The organism is Pseudoalteromonas sp. ATL1 (assembly GCF_058933015.1).
This window is the reverse complement of record NZ_JBZYXL010000001.1, coordinates 1024418-1047493: the sequence shown is the minus strand read 5'-3', so window position 1 is coordinate 1047493 and position 23076 is coordinate 1024418. Positions and strand designations below refer to the sequence as shown.

The following is a 23076-nucleotide window of genomic DNA, read 5'->3' as shown; positions in this document are numbered from 1 at the left end:
ATTACTTCTGGCACACCGCGCAGTACACCGTGCTGCGCTGCCCTAAACGCACTTCTTTAAGCTCACTCTCGCAGTTTGGGCAGGGTTTACCTTTGCGGCCATACACCAACAGTTGCTGTGCGAAATAACCCGGTTTACCATCACTTTGTGCAAAATCTTTGAGCGTTGTACCACCTTGTTTAATCGCTGCCGCGAGCGTGTCTTTAATTATTGGCGTTAACGCTTGATAGCGTTTGAGTGACACCTTACCGGCTTCTCGTTTTGGATGAATACCCGCTTTAAACAATGATTCGTTGGCATAGATATTACCAACCCCCACAACCACATTGTTATCCATAATGAATTGTTTTACGGGCACTTTTTTGCCACGAGAGCGCTCATACAACCATTGTGCTGTAAATGCATCCGTTAACGGCTCAGGACCCAATTTAGCAAACAGCATATGGCTTTGTTGTGGTTCTTGCCATAAACATGCGCCAAAGCGTCGAGCATCATTGAGGCGAAGCGCTTTGCCATTGGTAAAATGAAACTCTACGTGGTCGTGTTTTTTCAGTGTTTCACTTTTTGGCACGATGCGTAAGTGACCCGACATGCCAAGATGTAAGATCACACTGCCTATATCAGTATCAAGCAACAGATATTTAGCACGGCGTCGTACTGAATTAATCACCAACCCTTCGATGCTGCGCACTTCATCGGGCACAGGCCAACGTAAACTGGCATTGTGGATCAATACCTTGCTAACAGTTTGCTGTTCAATATGGGGTTGAATGCCTAAACGGCTGACTTCGACTTCGGGTAATTCGGGCATACACTTCTCAAAAATTTTATTTCAATTCACTCAGTGAGAGCGGAGCAAAAAGCTGTTGAGCTTGCGCTTGTGACAATGAAAGCCAATGCTGCTGTTGCTTATCAAACAAGTAATATTGACCATTACTGCCAAACAACTGATAGCTCAATGGCAGCTCGCTGGATGCTATCCAAAATCGCGCCACACTAATGGCTTTATCGCTACTGAGCGACACCGATACGACATTCAACTGTGTACTTTGCCACAATGAAACCAGTGATTGTAGTTGTTCGGGCGCTGCTTGCCATGGTCCATCACTACGCCATGACGTGCCAATACGTTCAATTTTATATCCAGGAAATGCCAAAGTCAGCACAAAGCTCTGTTCAGGCAACAAAGGTTGAGGACCGACAATGTCTTCATCAGGGTTCAGCTTGTGATGAATACCATTGAGAAAAAAGATCATCAATAACATAGAAAAAATCACCACGTTATTCCAGGCCTTACGACTTAACCCCATTATGCGCTCCCAGTAGTTGCTTGCATGCAGTGTAACGGAAAAAGAGTGCTGCTGTGTAGCTGAGATTTTTTCATCTCCAATTTTATACCACTTATGTCTAAATAATGGACATTCGCTATTTTCTTAGTGATTATCTTTGCTAAAATGGCGGCCAAATTTTAAGGAGTTCCGTCTAATGGCAATGTACGTAGTGGGTCACAAGATCCCAGATTCAGATTCAATTTGTGGTGCAATTGCACTGGCTTATTTAAAAAACCAAATCGGTGAAGCAGCGATCCCTACACGCTTAGGTGAAGTTTCTCCAGAAACTCAGTTCATTCTTGACCGTTTTGGTTTTGACGCACCTGAACTAAAAATGAGTTACGCGGGTGAAGAGGTTTACATCGTAGACCACACAGAAAAAACGCAAGCACCTGATGACATTGACCAAGCTACAGTTGTGGGTGTTGTAGATCACCACAAACTCGGTGACTTAACCACGTCTACGCCGCTTGAGTGTTGGATCCGCCCTGTGGGTTGTAGTAACACCATTATCAAAATGATGTATGACTTCTACAATGTTGAAATTCCAGCAAACATTGCAGGTTTGATGATGTGCGCAATCCTAAGTGACACGGTTATCTTCAAGTCACCAACCTGTACCACAGCTGACATCAAGTGTGTTGAAGCGCTTGCCCAAATCGCGGGCGTTGAAGACTTCAAAGAGCTGGGCATGGACATGTTCAAAGTAAAATCAGCGGTACAAGGCACACCAGCTCGTGACCTCGTCATGCGTGATTTTAAAGACTTCAACATGAACGGTAAGCTGGTTGGTATTGGCCAATTAGAAGTGATTGACCTATCTGTATTTGACGAGATCAAAGCAGATCTTGAAGCGGATATCGCGAAGCTTAAAGAAGAAGGCGGTCGCCATTCAGTATTGTTACTGTTAACCGACATCATGAAAGAAGGCTCACAAATGCTGATCGCGTCTGATGACGAAGGCATCATTGAAACAGCCTATGGTGTAAAACCAGAACAAAGCCGTGTATGGCTTGACGGTGTACTAAGCCGTAAGAAGCAGGTTGTACCACCGCTACAAGACGCATTTGCTTAATCAGTAAATAACGTCAATATTTGAAAAACCGAAGCACTCGCTTCGGTTTTTTGTTATCGTCAGTTTGATGAAAACGCTATTTATCGAACCCGGACTCTTCGCCATTCGTACTCAAGTGATTGACACGGAGGCACATCAGCACGCCTTAATACAACTCACCATTCCAGAGCGCGCCTGTACACTGTCGATTATCAACGAACAGAATACTGTCGTTGAAAGTAGCAACATCAGTCTCATACAAGCCAATATCGTGCATCAATTGCAGATGGAACAGGGTTGGATAATATTGATAGAGCCAAGCAGTCAACTCGGTCTGCAAGCTCAGAGGAAACTGGCCAATAATGCGTTTGTAACGTGGCCACTGACTATGCCTCATGAACCACTTAATACGCTTGAAAACCTACTCGCTCAAGCGCAATTAACTTACTCGCCTAGCATGCATCATAGCCACCTTGATGCACGCATTGCTCGTTTACTCAGTCAATTGGATCAGTGTTTTACACAAGATTGCTTGAAGCCGGAACATTGGCAAGCACAAGAAATCGCCAAAACATTCAATCTATCACAAAGCCGATTTTTGCATTTGTTTAAAGAAAATATGAACTTGCCTTGGCGACCTTATTTATTATGGCGCAGATTAATCTGTGCGATACAAGCGTTAAGCCAAGGGCAATCTGCAACACAAGCCGCTTATATTGCTGGGTTCGCTGATAGCGCACACCTCAGTCGTACCTTTAAAAAGCAGTTTGGTATTACCCTGCGCCACGCGCTTAAAGGCATTCAAAAGTAAATAACCAGTTTATTCAATTTCATTTGCACGCTTCTTGGCATACTCCTGCACACAACGATAGGAGTAAACTCATGCACAATTACCTCAAACAAACACCACTATTAAACTTTGCACATCCTAGTATCCAAGCACTTATTAGTGCTAAAGGTTGGCTGCAAATGAGTAAATCAAAAGCCCTGAAAGCGATTTATAACTTTGTCAAAGATGAGATAAAGTTTGCTTACAGTGAGCGAGACGATTTGTGCGCTAGTGCTGTACTAAAAGATGGCTATGGGCAATGCAACACCAAAGGCACCTTATTGATGGCGCTGTTAAGAGCCGTTCAGATCCCATGTCGTCTGCAAGGTTTTACGATAGATAATGCGCTTAAAAAAGGCGTAATGCCAAATTGGATCCTCAAACTCGCCCCCCAAGCAATCATCCATAGCTGGGTTGAAGTTTACAGCGATAATACATGGTTAGAGCTTGAGGGCTACATCATTGATGCAGCCTATTTATCAGTGATTCAACAGCGTTTTAGTGACCACCATGGCCAGTTTATTGGCTATGGTATCGCCACACCGTGTCTGCAAGCACCCACAAATGCGTTTGATGGCGGTAACACATACATTCAAAAAGAAAGCATTATCAAGTCACTCGGATTATTTGACTGCCCGGATGCTTTTTATCCTCAATTTAGTAACCTTACAGGGCTCAAAAAATGGCTATATCAATGGCTATTACGCCATATTATAAACGCAAATATCGACCGTATTAGGCTGACTACTTCCAGCCACAGATAAGGGAAGGTGTAAAATCACTACCATGATGACTTTGCAGGCTTTATAGCTAGACTGAATAGTAATGACCATCACACAGTGTTTTTTATGGCATTCACTTTTCTAGCTCCTTTAATTTGTAGATGCGCATGTATTGGTTTGCTATTTTTCATAACCTCTGTAAGTGCGCAACAACTGATGCTTGTTAGCAGCGAGGGGCCGCCGCACACCATCAATAATGAAAAACACAGTGGCATCGATCTCGATGTTACAAAAGCGGTATTAAAACGCTTGGGGTATGACGTTAAATTACTGTTTGTGCCGCTTGGGCGTGCAAAAGTGATGGTCAAGGTTGGTGACGCAGACTTAATGGCGCCCATTTTTCACACCCAAGATAGTAAAAACTTTTTTATCAGCGAGCCTATTGTTACGTATAAACCGATGGTGTTTTCGTTACGAAGCGCCAAGCTAACACCCACTCGTATCGCCGATCTCAATAAATATGCGGTGATCACCTTTCAAGGCGCACCCAGCTACTTTGGTGAAGAATTTAAAGAAATGTCCAAAGAAGCGGATTATGTGGAGTCACCTAGAATGTCCGTGATCCCCAATTTACTAAACAAAGGTCGATTTGATTTTGCAGTGCTGGACAAATACATTTTTTATTATTTTTTCCGCCAAAACAATAAAACACGCTCGATAGCACACTTTCAAGAACACCCACTTATTCCGCCCGTTAAGGCAAGTGTCGCTTTTCGAGATGCTACGTTGCGCGATGCCTTTAACCATGAACTCAAGCATTTTATGCAAGAGCAAGGCTACCAAAAAATTGTTAATCACTATCTAGGAAACATACCTTATTAAGCATCACGATTAGAGCTTGTGCGCTGAAGTCAGCCACTTAAATTATCGCCCTGGCGAAGAAACAACCTGTAAGTGTTCAAGTTGCGAGATGCTGATTGCTATACTTTCAAGGCATAACATAAAACTGGCAACATCCGACAACCATTTATTCACCCCCTCTCCTTCAAGGGCCTTTGCCGTGAATAAATCGCCAGAGTATTCCAGTGAGATCAGCAATATCTGATCCTGTGCGTGTTTTCGAACGCTCACATGCTGCGCCTTAATGTTAGAATCAGGAAGGCCATTACTGAACAATAGTTCTAGTTTCTTTAAAGCATCTTTGAACTGTGATGCCTGCAAAACATTGTTGGCGGATACGCCTTCACGCACAATGAATTTAAGCACACCACCAGAGAATATGAGTTCAGGCAGGCTGCTCGCTGACGACTCGACCCTTGCCTGTGTAAAGTAAAAACGCACTCCATCGCGTTTCCCACTCAGCGAATCATTTACTCTCGTATGGTGGCCTTTTGGTGTGATCCCAGCTTGTATTGCCTCTGCATAGATCTCGCTTTCACCTTTCGCTAGATAAACCATGTGCAACGCTTGTGCGATTGGTGGCACCAAATGCACCTTAGTCATAACCTTATTCACAAAAGGCTGTACTCCAATATGTAACCACGCGTAAATGGCAAAAATAAGGGAAAATGTCATAGGTAAAATAACGAAAGCCAGCATGGGAAAAACAACCGACAGGACGACTGCAAGTAGTAAGCAAACCCTCATGTGATAGCGGTATTTCTTTTTTAGCGCGTCTAGATCTGTAGTTGAACTGTGAAGCTTGTCAAGAGAAGGCTTTAACTGCGCTTTTATTATACGTAAACGCGGATCGATTTGTTGTAACGACATAATAGCTTTCCTTAATGATTACATAGTCAGAAAAAGCCGCACACTGCGGCTTTGCATCCCATTTAGGACCCTTAAGGGCATGCTTTTCCTTTACATACCACACCACTTTCCAATACTAATTCTTTTAGTTTGTCATTTGCGGACAAATCTATTTCCGACAATTTATTATTGTCCAAATGCAGTAACTCTAATTGTACATTTTGGCTTAAATCAAGCTCACTCAGTGCGTTAGATGACAATTTGATAGATTCAAGCATGGTATTTTTGCTTACATCTGTCTGGGTTAATTGATTAAATGCCAGATCGAGATTTATCAAATCGATAGCTTCACTTAATTTGATTTCTGCCAAGGTATTCGTGCTCAAATCTAACTCAACCAAACGCTTATTGCCGCTGATATTCAATTGACTCATTTGATTTTTCGCTGCATCTAACGCCAAAAGACCCTCATTGCTCGTTAAGTCTAGTGAGGTGAGTTGGTTATTGGATACATTCAAGTTTATTAGTTCAGCGCAACTGTTTATATTCAAGTCCGTTAACTGATTGTTTTGCAGTCTAATATAGCGCAAATACTTGTTATTACTTAGATCGATTTGCGTCAACTTATTGTCCGCGACACCTATCCACTCGAGAGCGAGATTATGGCTTGTGTCTAACGCCAGGAGTTGGTTATCAGTCAACGCTAACTGCTTTAATTGAGGTAAGTTGCTGACATCCAATTCATCCAATAAGTTCGAAGACAAAGAAATATCTTCTAATGTTGAGTTGTTTGTAACACTTATCGCCATCAACGTGTTGTCACTGGCATTGAGGTCGATTAATGCGGTATTTTGACTGACATCGAGTTCGGTTAATTGATTGCCCATCAAATAGAGACCCGCAATACGAACGTTATTCGTTAGATCTATTGAAGTTATTTGATTTTCGTCAGCCCTCAACTCAGTTAAAGCCTTGTTATGAGTCACATCTAATTGCGTCAGCTGGTTAGCGTTGACATTCAATTGCACAAGTTCAAGGTTGTTACTCAAATCCAAGCTCGAAAGCTGATTGCTGTCTACATTTAACACATCCAGTTCGATGTTTTGGCTAACATCAATTTCGCTCAATAGATTGTCTGACAAGTAAAGTCGTTTTAATCGCTTAAGTTGTTCTAGACCAGTTGCAACACGAATGAGGCGTGCTTGGCAATCTAACTCTTCTACATCCGATGCGCGCACATACCCAGCATCTTGCGCACACTTTAATAAAGCGTCATCTTGAAGAATATCGACGAGAAGTAGATCGGGTATCACAGTAATAGATCGACTGACGGAAGATTGATTACCAGATTTGTCTACCGCAGTGTAAGTCAGGGTATAGTCACCTTCTTTGTTAAAGTCGACAGTGCCAGAATGAATTAGGATCAACTCACCATCCACTTCATCATAAGCGTATGCCCCACTATCAACAAAATCGGTGCCCACCAATACTTGTACTTTTTCGTGGCCATTAAGATGTATAGTAGGTGCAGTAGTATCAACAACATTCACTACGCGTTTGTCTAACGCTTGATTACCTGCTTTATCACTGACCGTATAAGTTACTTCATACCGGCCTAACTGATGCGTATTAATATTAGAGGTTGTTATTACAGTCAGTTCGCCATCTACCGTGTCGAGCGCCTGAGCCCCCAGCTCTTGATATGTACTGCCATATTCAATATCCAGTGGATTGTCACCAACAATCGTAATCACTGGTGCTGAAGTATCTTTCGTCGAGGGCGTTTTTGCGTTTTCCGATGCACTTTCTTGAGCAGACGGTGTTTTTGATGTTGAGTCAGAACCACCACACCCAGACAGTGAACATAGTGCGGCCAGTAATAACGTATATTTTGAAATGGTCATTTGTAATCCCTTACTCTCCAACCTATGTGAGCAAATTGAAAAGTTTCTACCAATTAATTAACAAACGCGCATTTTACATCCATTTTTCAGGGAACAATATAAATAATTGAGTAAAAGCTCTCCAATTAATAATAAAGTATTTAATTGAACTTTCGTTCAGCAATGGCAAAAAACAAAAAACCCAGCCGAGGCTGGGTTTTTAGTATTCTGTAAAAGCAAAATTACTTGATTTTTGCTTCTTTGAAAATCACGTGTTTACGAACTTTAGGATCGTATTTTTTGATTTCCATTTTTTCAGGCATGTTACGCTTGTTCTTGTCGGTAGTGTAGAAATAACCAGTACCAGCAGTTGAAACTAAACGGATCTTATCACGCATGATTCAGCTCCTTAAACTTTTTCGCCGCGAGCACGGATATCTACTAATACCGCGTCGATGCCTTTTTTATCGATAATACGCATACCTTTAGTAGTAGTACGTAATGTAACGAAACGTTTTTCGCTTTCAACCCAGAAACGGTGTGTTTGTAGGTTAGGTAGGAAGCGACGCTTAGTAGCGTTGCGCGCGTGTGAACGGTGGTTACCTACCACTGGGCGCTTACCTGTAACTTGACAGACTTTAGACATGTCTATGTATCTCCAATAACTTCGCTCGAGCTTAAATTTTCCCTTGGACCTTACTGCGTTGCCCCGGGGTAAATCAGAGGGCGCTCTTTATACAGCATCTACAGGCAGAGATCAAGGATCTGATCCTATCTAATCAGCTCATGTGTAAATTTGATAGCGGCCAATTATAATGATCGAATGCCCCTTAGGAAAGCAAAAACTGCATTTAAATTAAACTAATTTGTAAAAAAGCCCGCAAAGTGATGTTTTTTACAACTTTGGCGCCCTGAACTCACTAAATCAGCCCTCGCTCAGCGAATGAAATACACTGATTCCCCGCCACAATCAGGTGATCCAAAACATGAATGTCGACCAAGGCCAGCGCATTTTGTAGTTTTTTAGTGATTAATTTGTCTGCTTGGCTCGGTTCAGCAACACCCGATGGATGATTGTGCGCAAAAATAAGCGATGCGGCGTTATATTTTAAAGCCGCTTTGACAACCTCTCGAGGATACACATTGGCCGCATTAATCGTACCAGTGAATAACACCTCATCTTTGATCAAACGATTTTGGTTATCCACAAACAGTGCCATAAATACTTCGTGACCCAACCCACGCAACTGCATTGTTAAATAATCATTCACAGCTTGTGGGCAGTGAAAGATAGTTTCTCGCTGACATTGCTCTTTTAAATAACGCTTACTGAGCTCTAATACTGCTTGTAATTGCACATACTTGGCTTCACCTAACCCCTTAAATGTTGAAAATTCATTCAAGCTTGCATTGAACAAATTTTCGAGTGAATGGCTTTGTACGAGTAAGGACTGGGCAAGCTCAATGGCATTCATACCTTTAATGCCTGTGCGTAAAAAGATTGCGAGTAACTCTGCATCCGAGAGCGCCGATGGCCCTTGAGTCAGTAGTTTTTCACGAGGTCGCGCATGCGCGGGAAGTGTGTATATTTGCATCTCTGTTCCTTAGAGTAATCAGGGCGTGTAGCTCTTTGAAGCATGATTTTTGTTCAAATCAAAGGCTTCAACACGCCCTATCCATTTTGTTTAAGTGTAGTGAGCAAATTTGATTATTCAAAACCCGCGGTTACTCCCCTCTCAAAGCTTGCTGTGTTATCTTTATAACCTCGAACATAAAACTTGGGTTTCAAGGCATGAGCCAACAAAATAAAAACATTGTGCTAGGGATCAGTGGTGGTATCGCCGCTTACAAATGTGCCGAGCTAGTTAGACGCTTAAAAGAGCAAGGCTGCACAGTCAAGGTCGTGATGACTGACTCTGCGAAGCACTTTATCACCCCATTAACCATGCAAGCCGTCTCTGGCGAACCTGTATCAGATTCATTGCTAGACCCAAGTGCTGAAGCTGCCATGGGGCATATCGAGTTTGCCAAATGGGCCGACCTGATCTTAGTCGCACCGGCCAGTTGCAATATCATCGCTAAAATGGCCCATGGCATTGCCGACGATTTACTCACTACATTATTGCTCGCCACACCCGCTGAAGTAGCGATTGCGCCAGCCATGAACCAGCAGATGTATGCACATGCAGCCACACAAGCTAATTTAAAAACGCTGGCTGCTCGTGGTATAAAAATTTGGGGACCCGGTCAAGGAGAGCAAGCATGCGGCGATGTCGGTGCAGGCCGTATGTTAGAGCCTCATGAATTAGTCGAGTTATGTATCGCACCAGAACCCGCAACCGTGTTGGCCGATACCACAGTCACCATTACGGCAGGTCCAACCCGCGAAGCGCTCGATCCGGTCCGTTTTATCAGCAATCACAGCTCTGGCAAAATGGGCTACGCACTCGCCCAGGCCGCACTCATGCTTGGTGCAAAAGTGAATCTTATTTCAGGTCCGGTAAATATTACGCCTCCACAGGGCGCCAATGTCATTAATGTTGAAAGTGCAGTACAAATGCGTGACGCTGCACTCAAACTTGCACCAGAATCTAACATTTTTATCGGTTGTGCTGCGGTTGCGGACTATCGAGCCGCACAAGTCAGCGAGCAAAAAATTAAAAAACAAGGTGATGACATCACCGTCACTATGGTCAAAAACCCGGACATTATTGCCGAAGTAGCCGCGCTCACCAATCACCGCCCTTACACCGTCGGCTTTGCCGCTGAAACACAGAATGTAGAGCAATATGCACAGGGTAAACTGAAAAACAAAAATCTGGACATGATCTGCGCAAATGACGTATCGAGAGAAGGGCTTGGATTTAACGCCGACGACAATGCGCTCACTTTATTTTGGCGCGACGAAAGCGTTGAACTACCCGTAGCAAATAAGCAAGAACTCGCGCTCAACGTCATGTTGGAAATAACAAAACGCTTTGATTATTAGAGGGTTACTATGAGCCTTTCTAAAGTACTAGCACCAAGCTGAATAAAACATTAACATAAGGCCCCGAGCATATTAGGTGTGAGCTGCTTGGGGTTTGCACTGACCATAATAACGATAACGAAAGGAAAGTTCATGCCAGCGACTAAGCGCAGTAATCGCAAAGAGCAAATACTACAATCTCTCGCACAAATGCTTGAAACTAGCCCCGGTCAACGCATCACCACCGCAAAATTGGCCGCTGAAGTGGGTGTGTCTGAAGCGGCACTTTACCGTCACTTCCCCAGTAAAGCACGCATGTTCGAGGGCTTGATAGAATTTATTGAAGATACTTTACTATCGCGTATCAACCTCATTTTGGAAAATGAAAAAGAAACCCAAGGACGTATTTATAATATTTTGATGCTCCTTCTCGCCTTTGCTGAAAAGAACCCAGGGATCACCCGAATTTTAACTGGCGATGCGCTACAAGGTGAACAAGAACGTTTGCGAGAGCGCGTACAAAGTCTATTTGAAAAGCTTGAAACACAATTTAAGCAGGTTCTACGAGAGCGAAAGCTTCGTGAAGGTAAAGCCTTTGCGACGGAAGAAAGTGCATTGGCTAACTTATTTTTAGCGTATGTTGAAGGCAAAATGAATCAATTCGTTCGTAGCGATTTTAAAGCACTGCCCAGCAGCCAGTTCGAAAAGCAATGGGTCGAGTTACAAAAAATCTGGCTCGCATAAATCGCCTATCATGAAAAGGTGCTGACCTCTGTTCTCACCTTTTTATCCCTCTATCTTAGACATTTGCCGCAAGCAACTTTAGACAAACTTGCTTCCATGTTAAAACCCTTACATGGCTCATAACTAAAGTTAAAAAATGAAATCCACTTATTCTTTGCTTGCTGCTAGCATGCTCTTTACGGGTTCTGCCGTTGCAGACAAAGCTCCACTACAATTCACTGATGTCTTTGATTTTAAATACGCACAAGGCACCGTGCTATCTGATAATGGTCAATTCCTCGGCTTATCGGCTCACCCCTATCGTGGTGATACTATTGGTCAAGTATATAATTTACAAACCAATCAGCTACTTGCGCAAGTTCCTAGAGGTACCAAGCCATTTATTAATAAGTCAGCAAACTGGGTGGCATTTAAGCAACCCGCTTCATTATTAGAAAAAGAAACCGCTGATAAAAAGGCCAAAAAAAAGCTGCCAACCCATCTCATTCTCGTTAACACGCTCACAGGTGAACAACTCACATTTGAGAATATCAGTGACTATCAGCTTTCTGATGATGGCCAATGGTTAACTTATCGCGAAAAAAACGCTGAAAAAAAAGACAAACCAGAAAGTAAGGAAGACACCACCAAAGCACAATCGAGCATTAAACCAGATAAAGGAGATAAAGCTTATACCCTGGTCGTGGTTAACCTCGAAAATCAAGCAATTCAACGCATTCACAATGTCGCAAAATATGGCCTAAGCCCGACAGGTAATGGCATTTTGTTTAACACAGTGAGTGATGACGGCGCGCAAAACCACATTACTTATCTTGAGCTAGACACGGCTAAGCAGCATATTTTGTTTGATGAACCCGGCACAACGGTGAACCAAATTGCTTGGCATCCTAAAGGGCAAAGCGTGGCTTTTTATCAAGGTAACTACGTTAACGATGATAAGCGTCGCAGAAACTATCAATTGATGCTCTGGTACGTCAAAGAGAATAAGACCAAACATATTGGCCACCAAAATGGCTGGCAAAGTGGTAAAACCGCTTCTTTAAAATGGTCAAAAGAAGGTGAACAACTGTATTTTGAAAACCGCCCTGATTTAGAGCCAAAGCAAAAAGAACTTAAATACAAAGAGCAAAGTTCATTAACTGATGTTGATGTTATCCGAGCACAAAAGGGTCTACAAGTTTGGCACAACAACGACCCAGAAATAAAAACTCGTGAAGCAAAATCATGGGAAGATGTGAATAAACATCGCCATTATCAAGCCGTTTATCACATCAATGGCGAACAAGTAGTTCAATTGAGCGATGACTCGCTGCCCAATATGACGCTTAATACCGAAGCCAACTATCTACTGGCAAGTAATGACCAGCCTTACCTAAAGCAGATCATGTATAAAGGCTTTTATGAAGACTACTATGCGGTACAAGCAGCAACGGGACAAAAACAGCTTATTGTCAAAGAATCCCCATTTAAGCCAAGCTTATCACCAACGGGTAAACACGCGGTTTATTTTAAAAACCAGCAAGTATGGTTAAAAGATTTAGCACAGCAAAGCGAGTCGGCTATCAGTCAAGCTGTCAAAAACGCACTATTTGCCGATGATAAACACGACTATCCAGAGCCTCAACCTGGTTATGGCTTTGCTGGGTGGCAGCTAGATGGCAACGTTGTATATGTTTACTCTAAATACGATATTTGGGCCTTTAATGTTACAACGCAAAGGGCAACGCGCTTAACGCAAGGTAAGGAAACGCAAACCCAATACCGTGTAAAACAGCTTGATGACGATAAACTCGGCTTTACGCAAAATGACACTCTGCTACTTGAAGCGCACAACCTTGCCAATAAACAAACCCATGTGGCCACTTTGTCACTTCGCGATGGTACGCTTAAAACAGTGTTAAGCGGCGAAGCGCGTTTTGATCTGGTTAAGCAAGCAAAAGAGTCTGACAAACTCATCTTTACCAAACAAACCTATCATCAATTCCCTGATTTTTGGCAGACCAACAGCGACTTCCAAAAACCACAAAAAATTACCCATTTAAACCCGCAAACTCAACAATTTGCGTGGGGCCAAAAACCTGAACTTGTGCAATACAAAGGCTATGACGGTGAAGACTTGCAAGGCGTTTTAATCAAACCTGCCGGTTACAAAAAGGGCGATAAAGTGCCAGTAGTTATTTACTTCTATCGTTACATGAGTCAGCGCATGTATGACTTTCCAAAAATGGAGCTAAATCATAGACCCAACTTCCCGATGTTCACGTCAAACGGCTACGCGATATTCTTGCCTGATATTCGCTTTGAAATTGGTCACCCTGGTCTCTCGTCTACACAAACCATGATCAATGCAGCACAAAAACTCATTGATATGGGTGTGGCACATCCAGACAAAATTGGTTTACAAGGTCACTCATGGGCAGGATACCAAAGCGCCTTTATGGTCACACAAACCGATATGTTTAAAGCGGTGATATCTGGTGCGCCAGTTTCTAACATGACCTCTGCTTACAGCGGTATTCGTTTGAAATCAGGCTTAGCGCGTCAGTTCCAATACGAAACTGGGCAAAGCCGTATTGGCAAAACACTGGTAGAAGCACCTGAGTTGTACATTGAAAATTCACCGGTGTTCTATGCGAACAAGGTCAATACCCCTATCTTGATTATGTTTGGTGATAACGATGGTGCGGTGCCGTGGCAAGAAGGTATTCAATACTACCTTGCGCTTCGCCGCCACAACAAAGATGCCATCTTTTTGCAATACGAAGGCGAGCCACATCATCTGAAAAAATTCCCTAATCAAGTAGATTTTTCAATTCGTATGATGGAGTACTTTGACCACTACCTCAAAGGCAAACCAGCCGCGCAGTGGATAAAACAGGGTGAAGCTTATTCTGACGAGTGAGTGCGCCGTTAACTGTTTTAACAAGCAAAAAAAAGAGTGGCAAAAGCCACTCTTTTTTCGTCTTACATTTCGTTTTATTAGAAGTTAAACTTCAAGTTAACGAATAAACGACGACCAATCACATCATAAACACCTGGCTCAGTGTTCGCATTAAACGCGCTGTGGAAGTACGGCGGTTCTTTGTCTAGTAAGTTGTTAATACCGAAGCTTACTGCAGCAAATTCAAAGTTGTAGTTTGCTGATAGGTCATGATACAACACAGCATCTGCAATGTTGTCCGCAGTGATATTTGCAGGGCGGTTCTTATCCGTTGTTTCACCGATATAAGTTGTATCCCATGCTACACTCCAGTCATCACGGCTATAACGTAATGTGGTGTTCGTACGCCACTCTGGGAATACCGCAAAACCATCCGCAGTGCCCACAACATCACGCTGGAAGCCTAAGCTTGGCCAATTTTCTTCACGGCTCATGACGTAAGTACCAGAGAACAAGAAGTCAAACTTTCCTTCAAGCGCTTCCAAACCGTATTGAACTTCAAAGTCAACACCATCCGTTTCAACTTTACCTAGGTTACCAAACGCCGACTCTGCATCCGCCGGGAAGTCTCCATCATATGGCTTACCATCAGGGAACGCGTTACAAGCAGGGCTAGATAAGCCTACCGAGTTCATACATTGTGAGAACAAGTCATTATATGGAATGTCATCAATCCACTGATCAATGCTGATATTCCAATAATCCACACTCACAATTAAGCCTTCAAGCGCTTGTGATTGATACACCACACCAAAGGTGATTGACTCTGACTCTTCTGGTTTTAAATCAACCGTTGGCGCTTTCGTCGTATAAGCTGACTGCCATGCGAAACCTAGCTCAGCAGGAGATACACCTAACGCTGCACAATTGTCACGAACGGTTTGAGAAATATCATTACGCACTTGTGATTGGCCAGGCATTGCTGATGCAAATTCACACAGAGATTCCGCTACAGGGAAGTCTGTTGAGTCTTGCTGGTTTAATTCACTGATATTCGGCGCTCTAAAGCCTGTTGCGAAGCCACCGCGCACTTTAACACCGTCTAACACATTCCAGTCAAAACCAATTTTATAGTTGAAATCTGAGCCCGCACTAGTGTCATAGTCAGAGTAACGTGCCGACGTGCTGATAGATAGGTTATCTAATACTGGCAAGTACAATTCACCGTAAATCTCATCAACCGAGAAGCTACCTGATTGCGGGTCCGATGCACCACTGGTTGTTAAGCCTTCTGAAGCAAATTCGTCTGGGGTAAATGAGCCTTTTTCCTTACGCGTTTCATAACCCAGCGCCCAACCGATCGGACCGCCAGCTAAAATATCAGCGTTGATGTCGCCATATAGGTTAAATTGCCATAATTGCATTTGACCAAAGTATAGATTTTTTAAAGAACCCACACTTAAGAAATCCATTTGCTCTTGCGAAATTGTACCGTACGGTGCAAACGGGTTTAATACCCCTGCTGCCGCACAAGCTGCATCAGCATTACATAGCTCAGGCGTTACCGCGATTTCCCATTTATCTAAGCGGTGATAGTTTCGCGTGTTTTGGATATTCTCGTTTTGCGCAAATGTGTAAGACACATCCCAGAATAAGCTATCAGAGAACTCTCCTTTAAAGCCAGATACGATTCTGAAGGTATCGGTAGATTGTTGGAATAAACGACCACCCGATTCCACAAATCGACGGTTAACACGCACCGCTTGGTTTGATACACCGAAAGGATTGTTAGCATTAACGCCAAATGGGTTATACGGGTTAGAAGCTGGAACTAAGTCATTCCACTGCTCTTCACCAGTCAATTTACTGATGTAGCTGTTTGTTGTACCAAACGAGGCGTCCGGTGCTAAACGTTCTTGTGATGTACGTTTGGTATATAACGCTTCACCAAATGCTTGAACTGTGTCTGATACGTCTATTTTAGCATTTAAACCAAACTGCCATTTTTCATTAGGCTGCATTAAAGCATTTACTGGTGAGTAATCATATAAGTCTTTACTGCCATCAAAAGCCCTTACTTCACCCGTGCCTTCATCTACAATGTAGTTACCTGCCAGTCCATCAATACCACGGATGCGGCGACTGTTTGAAGAGCCTGATGGGCCTAAAATAAAGGCACTTTTATCTTCGTTCAATACCGGGAAAATACCTCTCGACGCAAAGTCACGGTCTAGCTGCTTGATTTCACCTTGCTTTGAATACTCTAGTGACGCAACAATATTACCTTTATCACCGGCAACACCAAATGTGAATGCAATACCTTTATTTTCAGCATCCCACTCTTTTGTGCCCGCGCCATATGAAAGTGACACTTCCATACCTTCAAAATCATCTTTAAGAATGATGTTAACTACCCCGGCAATCGCATCGGTACCATAGATGGTTGATGCGCCATCTTTGAGTACTTCAATACGCTTAACCAACGCCATAGGCACCGCGTTTAAGTCAACCGCACCATCACCATTTACGTCGCCAATTTGACGACGACCATTGATAAGTACCAGCGTTCTTTCAAAACCAAGACCACGTAAGTCAATTTTTTTCTGACCTTGGTCACTACCATTGTTGGTACTACCACCCATCTGGAAACCAGTGAATGAAGGAATGTTTTTCAAAAACTCATCAACACTTCCCACACCTGATGCGATAAGGTCACTTTCATCGAACGATGCGATAGGGCTTGCTGATTCAAATTCTTGACGAAGTATTCTTGATCCTGTTACTTCGATTTTTTCTACCTGTTGAGTATCTTCTGCAGAGAATGCTGCATTTGGAAGCAATACAGCTAACATTGAGCTATACAGCGCAGTTTTTTTGAATTGCATTGTTTTGTTCCTTTTTACAAATTTTATTTTTTTATCCGGCATTTAAGCCACATAAAAAACTATCACAGCCTTACAAAAAAACAACAAATTAATATTAAAAACAGTCCGTCGCTAGTCACAATTTATATACACAAAAAGGAAGATGCCTGAATATTAGTTATAAAAGGGAGAGTTACACTTTGTACCCAAAACAGATATACCAAACTGTTATTAAATGAAATTTAATATAACAAGGAAAAGAAATACATACCCAAAACATCCCAAAGCTAATACATTGTTAAAAAAAAGATATATTCCACAACACTTATAAAACTCAAATTAAACCGTAAAATTCACAAAATAGAGTTTAAACTCTAAATATTATATCCAACTTCTTTTATGGCTGGCATCGCCACTCACTAACGTTTAGAATAGCCGTTTGGTGTAATTTATTGGTGTCAACCACCAGTTAGTTGATGAGCAACAACCTATGACAGTGAATACTCGTGGCAATCTTTTTATTCTTTCTTCTGCATCAGGTGCAGGTAAATCCAGCTTGATAAAAGCACTGTTAGGAAAATATTCAGATATCAAAATGTCTGTGTCGCACACCACTCGTGCGCCGAGACCCGGTGAAAATGATGGAGAACACTATCACTTTGTAACCGTTGAGCAATTTGAAAAGCTCGTTGAACAAGGCGACTTTTTTGAGTGGGCTAAAGTATTTGATAATTACTATGGCACCTCAAAAGCAGCGGTTGAAGAGCAACTAAATAGTGGCATTGACGTATTTTTAGATATCGACTGGCAAGGCGCGCAACAAGTTCGCAAATTGGTTCCTGACGTAAAAACCGTGTTTATCTTACCGCCATCACTACAAGAGCTAGAAAATCGCCTCAATGGCCGTGGTCAAGATTCAAAAGAAGTGATCGCCTCTCGTATGGCGCAATCAAAATCGGAAAGCTCTCATTATAATGAGTTTGACTATGTACTCATCAATGACGATTTTGATATCACACTTGGCCAGCTCGAACATATTGTGATGGCCGCGCGTATGGAATTGGGTGTGCAGAAAATTCGCTATGCGTCATTAATTGAAGACCTTTTACGCTAAATTAGTGATAAATTTTAACCACCCACTTGGCGAATAGGCTCCTGTGCAGTAAACTAGCCTTTTGCAAATGAATTTAACTTTGGAGTGCTTCGATGGCTCGCGTAACTGTAGAAGATGCAGTAGATGCAATTGGTAACCGTTTTGATTTAATCTTGGTAGCAGCGCGTCGCGCTCGTCAAATCGCTGTAGGCGGCAAAGATCCTATGGTTGACGCTGAAAACGATAAGCCAACGGTTATCGCTTTGCGTGAAATTGAAAAAGGTCTTGTAAATACTTCTTCACTAGATGTAATCGATCGTGAAGAACAGCAAAACCAAGAAGCTGCAGAACTAGCAGCTGTTGCAGCTATCGTAGGCGGCAACAACTAAAACTGTCTAGGTTTAAACAACAATGCCAGCATTTATGCTGGCATTGTTGTTTTAATAGCCCAATAAAAGCTGTACCTAAAAATAAAGTCCCGACTAGCCGTTGGTTTCTCTGTCAATTCATCGTATATTCGTTACATATCGATAACTTCACCGAATTACTGGAGCGTGAATGTATCTTTTTGAAGGCCTTAAGAAGAAGATCTCTGAATATTTGTCACCCGAAGATGTAGAGTTGGTGCAAAAAGCCTATGTGGTGGCGCGTGAAGCCCATGAAGGGCAAACTCGTTCTAGTGGCGAGCCCTATATCACCCACCCCGTTGAGGTAACACAGATCTTAGCAGGCATGCGCCTTGACCATGAAACGCTCATGGCCGCATTGATGCATGATGTTATTGAAGACACCGATTTTAGTCAGCAAGACCTTGCCGAAATATTTGGTGAAACCGTTGCTGAATTGGTCGAAGGGGTGAGTAAGCTTGATAAACTCAGCTTTAAAGATAAAAAGCAATTCCAAGCCGAAAACTATCGCAAAATGATCATGGCCATGACACAAGATATTCGTGTTATTTTGATCAAGCTTGCAGACCGAACGCATAACATGCGAACCCTCGGCGCGCTGCGCCCAGACAAACGCCGTCGTATCGCCCGCGAAACACTAGAAATTTTTGCGCCTATTGCGAATCGTTTGGGTATTCACGATATTAAAAATGAGCTGGAAGACTTAGGTTTCCAAGCCCTCTACCCGATGCGCCATCGAGCGCTAAAATCGGAAGTTGCCAAAGCACGAGGCAACCGCAAAGAAGTCATCAGTAATATTCAAACTGAAATCGAATCACGACTCGAAGAATCGGGGATCAAAGCCTCAGTCAGTGGCCGCGAAAAACACTTGTACAGTATCTATAAAAAGATGTTGAATAAAGAATTGATGTTCAACGAAGTAATGGATATTTACGCCTTTCGGATCAATGTCGATAACCTAGACACTTGTTATCGCGTGCTCGGGGTTGCCCACAACCTCTATAAGCCAATTGAAACGCGTTTTAAAGATTATATTGCGGTACCAAAAACCAATGGCTACCAATCGTTGCATACCTCTTTGGTCGGCCCTCACGGTATTCCTGTTGAGATCCAAATTCGTACGCACGATATGGACCACATGGCAGATAAAGGGGTGGCAGCTCACTGGATGTATAAAAAAGCCGGTGACAGTGCTGGGCATACCGCACAACAGCGTGCGCGTCAGTGGATGCAAAGCTTACTTGAGCTGCAACAAAGCGCGGGTTCCTCATTTGAATTTGTGGAAAACGTTAAAACCGAGTTATTCCCTGAAGAAATCTACGTATTTACACCAGACGGCCGAATCGTCGAACTTCCCATGGGTGCAACCGCGGTCGACTTTGCATATGCAGTCCACACTGATGTTGGGAATACCTGTGTGGGGGCACGCGTTAACCGCAAGCCCTATCCGCTTAGCAAAGCTTTAGATACCGGCCAAACCGTTGAGGTTATTACCAGTTCCGGCGCACACCCCAATGCAACATGGTTAAACTTTATCGTGACAGGTAAAGCACGCTTAGGCGTTCGTAATTACCTGAAAAGCCAGCACCAAGAAGAGGCCATTCAGCTTGGCCGTCGCTTACTTGACTCTGCGCTGGGTGAAAAGAAACTGGATGATATTCCTCAAGAAAATATCGACCGTGTACTTGAAGAACACAAACTCGGCACGTTGCTAGAATTACTCGTCGAGATTGGTACGGGTAACATCATGAGCGTGCTGACCGCGAAACGCTTACTGCAAACCGATGATGGCATAGAAAACGTTGCCAAACGCGCAAAAGCAGCCATTATAGGTACAGAAGGCATGCTGGTTAACTACTCAAAATGTTGTCGTCCAGTACCAGGAGACGCCATTACCGCTTATGTCAGTCAAGGCAAAGGCCTGAATGTACACCGTCAAGAGTGTAAAAATATCAAAGGCTGGGAAAATGAGCGTTCCAAATACTTTGTTGTAAAATGGGAAGATAACCCAGAAAAAGAATACATTGCCGCATTGCGCGTTGAAATAATCAACCACCAAGGTGCATTGGCAAAACTCACGAACGTAGTGGCAAGCACTCAAGCAAATATTGTTGAAATCGCCACTGATGAAAAAGAAAGTAACTTATACGTGATAGATTTAGGCATCACAGTAAAAGACAGAATTCATGTCGCCAACATTATGCGCCGAATTCGTGTCATGCCAGATGTACAGCGCGTATATCGTAAGAAATAGGATTTAATAACATGAACAAAGCAATTATCTCTACTGATCAAGCGCCTGCAGCTATCGGTACTTACAATCAGGCCGTAAAAGTAGGCACTGCCGTTTATCTTTCTGGTCAAATTCCTTTAGTGCCAGAAACCATGGAAATGGTTTCTGATGACTTTGCAGAGCAAGCACAGCAAGTGTTTAAAAACCTAACGGCGGTATGTGAAGCTGCGGGTGGTAAGCTGCAAGACATGGTGAAAGTGAATATTTTCCTGACAGATTTAAGCAATTTTGCAACGGTGAACGAAATCATGAGCCAACATTTTAAAACACCTTACCCAGCTCGCGCGGCTATTGGTGTTAAAGAATTACCAAAAGGATCACAGATTGAAATTGACGGCATTATGGAATTACCTTCAACAAACTAATCCATAAGCATGAAAAAGCCACGCTCTAGTGGCTTTTTTTATGTCTATTCTTTGATCTTAAGCACTTGACTCTATACTGTTTATTGAGCACTCTGTAACTAACGCAGTTGATTTTTGTCTCGATTCAGCTTTTTTGGCCTTAAGAGTAAAGGGTGACTAACGTGTTCAAATTGGCACATAACGGAAACATCCTATTAGATGTTGCTCAGCTTAATCCACCAAATGCCGCTTTTATTATAGAAGCGCTAGAGCAGTCTCCTTTTGCCGATTGTGAAGTAGACCAGGATTCTATTGACGCTTTTTTTAAAAGCGACTTTCCAGAAAAACATCTGGTTGTAGCAAAGAAAGTAAACGCCCAAATTTCAGTCGAAATTTCTGACGACAAAATGCAAGCCACCGCCAAACTTATCACCGCAAAAGGTGGTGACATGATCAATGTGGAGCAAGCAAAAAAGGCAATTATCAAAGCCGGCGTGAGCCGAGGTTATAAACAGGCTTATCTTGAAAAGGTGCTACAAAAGCAATTGGAGCTACCACCAGGATCAGAAGCAAAAGGTATCATAGCACAAGGCCGCCCTCCTATTGACGGCCAAGGCGCAAAACTCGTCGCCCATGTCACGACGTTACGTGAACGACTGAAACAACCCAAGTTACGCGAAGATGGTTCGGTGGATATGCGCGATTTCGGCAAGCTTGCCAGTGTGGCGCCGGGTACCGTTTTAGCATCTAAACAACCCGCTACTCCCGGTAGAGAGGGGTTTACGGTAACGGGAGACAGCATTCCTGCAAAAGATGGCAGCACCTTTGAGTTAACCGCCGGTGAAGGTACTGAGATTTCTGCAAATAACCCACTAGAACTGATCGCCAGTATTGCTGGCTGCCCATCAGATATTCAAGATGGTATGCGCGTTGACGACGTATTTACCATAGGCGATGTCGACGTACGTAGCGGCCATGTTGATTTCAATGGCAGTGTTATTGTGACACACAATGTTTCTGCGGGCATGAAAGTCAAAGCCAAGGGAGACATTACTGTGATGGGCTCTGTCGAATCTGGGGAGCTTATTAGCGGTGGCCACATTGACGTAAAACAAGCGGCCATTGGCCACTTAGACCATCAAAATGACGACCAAGGCTTAACCTGTCGCCTAGTCGCTGGCGGTGATATTCATTTATCTCATGGCCAATATGCCTATATCGAAGGCAATAATATATTCATTAGCAAACAAAGTAATCACTGCGTTATCAAGGCAAAACAACTACTACAAGTGGGCGCAGACGATAACCCAAGAGGTAAGTTGCTTGGCGGTGAGGTATTAGATGCGCAAATGATCATTGCCGGTGAAATAGGCGCAGAGTCAGGTGCTAAAATGACCATTCGTCTTGCCCACCGAGGTGTTGAAATCACTCAAGAAACAGACGAGTGTTTAAAAGCCCTCACCAAAACCAGTGAACAACTGAGCACCTTACAACAAGCGATTGAAAAAGCAGATCAAGTCAAAGACGCAGAAAAGAAAAAACAGCTCATGGCAAAAATCGGCGCCACGCAAATGCACTATTGCCAAGAAGCCGATACCCTCGAACACAAAATGTCGGACTTAGAAAAAAACCTCAATGCGCTGCTCGACAACACCAAGCTAGTTGCAAACCAAGCCCTGAATCCGGGTGTTGAAATCCATATTTTTGACCGCGTGTATAAAACCACGCGTTCATACCCCCCTTGTAGCGCAAGCTTAGTTGAGAACAAAATCGAAATAGAGTTTAAAACCAGCTAATCATAGCGAGAGTACATGTAAATAATAAAAATGACCGAATAGCTGTACAGGCCAAAAAAAGCGACACCACCCAGGGAGTGATGCCGCTTTGCTACTCATTTTAAAACAACTTGATCTT

20 protein-coding genes are annotated in these 23076 nt (G+C 43.1%); 12 read left to right on the top strand and 8 right to left on the bottom strand.

Features of this window, described 5'->3' with window-relative positions; all coding sequences use genetic code 11:
* Position 1 precedes the first annotated feature (1 nt).
* Positions 2 to 811, bottom strand: coding sequence for a bifunctional DNA-formamidopyrimidine glycosylase/DNA-(apurinic or apyrimidinic site) lyase (mutM, locus tag AC5FX4_RS04625; protein ID WP_493605309.1), 810 nt, complete (start codon positions 809 to 811; stop codon positions 2 to 4).
* A gap of 16 nt (positions 812 to 827) precedes the next feature.
* Complete coding sequence (locus AC5FX4_RS04620) at positions 828 to 1310, bottom strand: hypothetical protein (RefSeq protein ID WP_493605308.1); 483 nt, start codon at positions 1308 to 1310, stop codon at positions 828 to 830.
* 175 nt (positions 1311 to 1485) lie between these two features.
* Here AC5FX4_RS04620 and AC5FX4_RS04615 point away from each other — a divergent pair, with 175 nt between their 5' ends.
* The 4 genes from AC5FX4_RS04615 to AC5FX4_RS04600 all read left to right on the top strand — a co-directional run bounded on the left by AC5FX4_RS04615 (position 1486) and on the right by AC5FX4_RS04600 (position 4818).
* Positions 1486 to 2406: a manganese-dependent inorganic pyrophosphatase gene (locus AC5FX4_RS04615; RefSeq protein ID WP_493605307.1), complete on the top strand. Its 921-nt coding sequence runs from the start codon at positions 1486 to 1488 to the stop codon at positions 2404 to 2406.
* A gap of 67 nt (positions 2407 to 2473) precedes the next feature.
* A complete protein-coding gene (locus AC5FX4_RS04610; protein ID WP_493605306.1) occupies positions 2474 to 3196 on the top strand; it encodes an AraC family transcriptional regulator in 723 nt (240 codons plus the stop codon).
* 71 nt (positions 3197 to 3267) lie between these two features.
* A complete protein-coding gene (locus tag AC5FX4_RS04605; protein ID WP_493605305.1) occupies positions 3268 to 3978 on the top strand; it encodes a transglutaminase-like domain-containing protein in 711 nt (236 codons plus the stop codon).
* Positions 3979 to 4152: 174 nt separating this feature from the next.
* Positions 4153 to 4818 (top strand): substrate-binding periplasmic protein, encoded by a 666-nt coding sequence (locus AC5FX4_RS04600; protein WP_493605304.1) that lies wholly within the window; start codon positions 4153 to 4155, stop codon positions 4816 to 4818.
* Between the two features lie 42 nt (positions 4819 to 4860).
* Here the strand turns inward: AC5FX4_RS04600 and AC5FX4_RS04595 are convergent, their stop codons facing one another.
* The 5 genes from AC5FX4_RS04595 to radC form a co-directional block, all read right to left on the bottom strand.
* The gene (locus AC5FX4_RS04595; RefSeq protein WP_493605303.1) at positions 4861 to 5706 is read right to left on the bottom strand and encodes a hypothetical protein; all 846 of its coding nucleotides are present in this window, start codon (positions 5704 to 5706) and stop codon (positions 4861 to 4863) included.
* Positions 5707 to 5777: 71 nt separating this feature from the next.
* Positions 5778 to 7589, bottom strand: a complete 1812-nt coding sequence (locus tag AC5FX4_RS04590) for an immunoglobulin-like domain-containing protein (protein WP_493605302.1) — start codon at positions 7587 to 7589, stop codon at positions 5778 to 5780.
* Between the two features lie 221 nt (positions 7590 to 7810).
* Positions 7811 to 7966: a 50S ribosomal protein L33 gene (rpmG, locus tag AC5FX4_RS04585; RefSeq protein ID WP_005493124.1), complete on the bottom strand. Its 156-nt coding sequence runs from the start codon at positions 7964 to 7966 to the stop codon at positions 7811 to 7813.
* Positions 7967 to 7977: 11 nt separating this feature from the next.
* A complete protein-coding gene (rpmB, locus tag AC5FX4_RS04580) occupies positions 7978 to 8214 on the bottom strand; it encodes a 50S ribosomal protein L28 (protein ID WP_058028557.1) in 237 nt (78 codons plus the stop codon).
* Positions 8215 to 8488: 274 nt separating this feature from the next.
* Positions 8489 to 9163 carry a RadC family protein gene (gene radC / locus AC5FX4_RS04575; protein ID WP_493605301.1) on the bottom strand — a complete coding sequence of 225 codons (675 nt, stop codon included), beginning with the start codon at positions 9161 to 9163 and terminating at the stop codon, positions 8489 to 8491.
* A gap of 197 nt (positions 9164 to 9360) precedes the next feature.
* On the opposite strand from radC, the gene coaBC reads away from it, so the two are divergent.
* The 3 genes from coaBC (at position 9361) to AC5FX4_RS04560 (ending at position 14182) form a co-directional block, all read left to right on the top strand.
* A complete protein-coding gene (gene coaBC / locus AC5FX4_RS04570) occupies positions 9361 to 10557 on the top strand; it encodes a bifunctional phosphopantothenoylcysteine decarboxylase/phosphopantothenate--cysteine ligase CoaBC (protein WP_493605300.1) in 1197 nt (398 codons plus the stop codon).
* 132 nt (positions 10558 to 10689) lie between these two features.
* Entirely contained in the window at positions 10690 to 11280 is a 591-nt protein-coding gene (gene slmA, locus AC5FX4_RS04565) for a nucleoid occlusion factor SlmA (protein ID WP_476292997.1), read from the top strand.
* Positions 11281 to 11416: 136 nt separating this feature from the next.
* Positions 11417 to 14182: a S9 family peptidase gene (locus tag AC5FX4_RS04560; protein WP_493605299.1), complete on the top strand. Its 2766-nt coding sequence runs from the start codon at positions 11417 to 11419 to the stop codon at positions 14180 to 14182.
* 77 nt (positions 14183 to 14259) lie between these two features.
* Here AC5FX4_RS04560 and AC5FX4_RS04555 read toward each other — a convergent pair whose 3' ends face one another.
* The gene (locus AC5FX4_RS04555; protein WP_493605298.1) at positions 14260 to 17046 is read right to left on the bottom strand and encodes a TonB-dependent receptor plug domain-containing protein; all 2787 of its coding nucleotides are present in this window, start codon (positions 17044 to 17046) and stop codon (positions 14260 to 14262) included.
* A 469-nt stretch (positions 17047 to 17515) separates the two neighbouring features.
* Here AC5FX4_RS04555 and gmk point away from each other — a divergent pair, with 469 nt between their 5' ends.
* The 5 genes from gmk to AC5FX4_RS04530 all read left to right on the top strand — a co-directional run bounded on the left by gmk (position 17516) and on the right by AC5FX4_RS04530 (position 22958).
* On the top strand, positions 17516 to 18139 hold the full coding sequence (gene gmk / locus AC5FX4_RS04550; protein ID WP_493605297.1) for a guanylate kinase: 624 nt from the start codon (positions 17516 to 17518) through the stop codon (positions 18137 to 18139).
* Between the two features lie 92 nt (positions 18140 to 18231).
* The gene (rpoZ, locus tag AC5FX4_RS04545) at positions 18232 to 18507 is read left to right on the top strand and encodes a DNA-directed RNA polymerase subunit omega (protein ID WP_476292993.1); all 276 of its coding nucleotides are present in this window, start codon (positions 18232 to 18234) and stop codon (positions 18505 to 18507) included.
* A gap of 169 nt (positions 18508 to 18676) precedes the next feature.
* Complete coding sequence (gene spoT, locus AC5FX4_RS04540; RefSeq protein ID WP_493605296.1) at positions 18677 to 20779, top strand: bifunctional GTP diphosphokinase/guanosine-3',5'-bis pyrophosphate 3'-pyrophosphohydrolase; 2103 nt, start codon at positions 18677 to 18679, stop codon at positions 20777 to 20779.
* 11 nt (positions 20780 to 20790) lie between these two features.
* Positions 20791 to 21183 carry a RidA family protein gene (locus AC5FX4_RS04535; RefSeq protein ID WP_190365458.1) on the top strand — a complete coding sequence of 131 codons (393 nt, stop codon included), beginning with the start codon at positions 20791 to 20793 and terminating at the stop codon, positions 21181 to 21183.
* A 161-nt stretch (positions 21184 to 21344) separates the two neighbouring features.
* Entirely contained in the window at positions 21345 to 22958 is a 1614-nt protein-coding gene (locus AC5FX4_RS04530) for a flagellar assembly protein A (RefSeq protein ID WP_493605295.1), read from the top strand.
* Positions 22959 to 23076 lie beyond the last annotated feature (118 nt).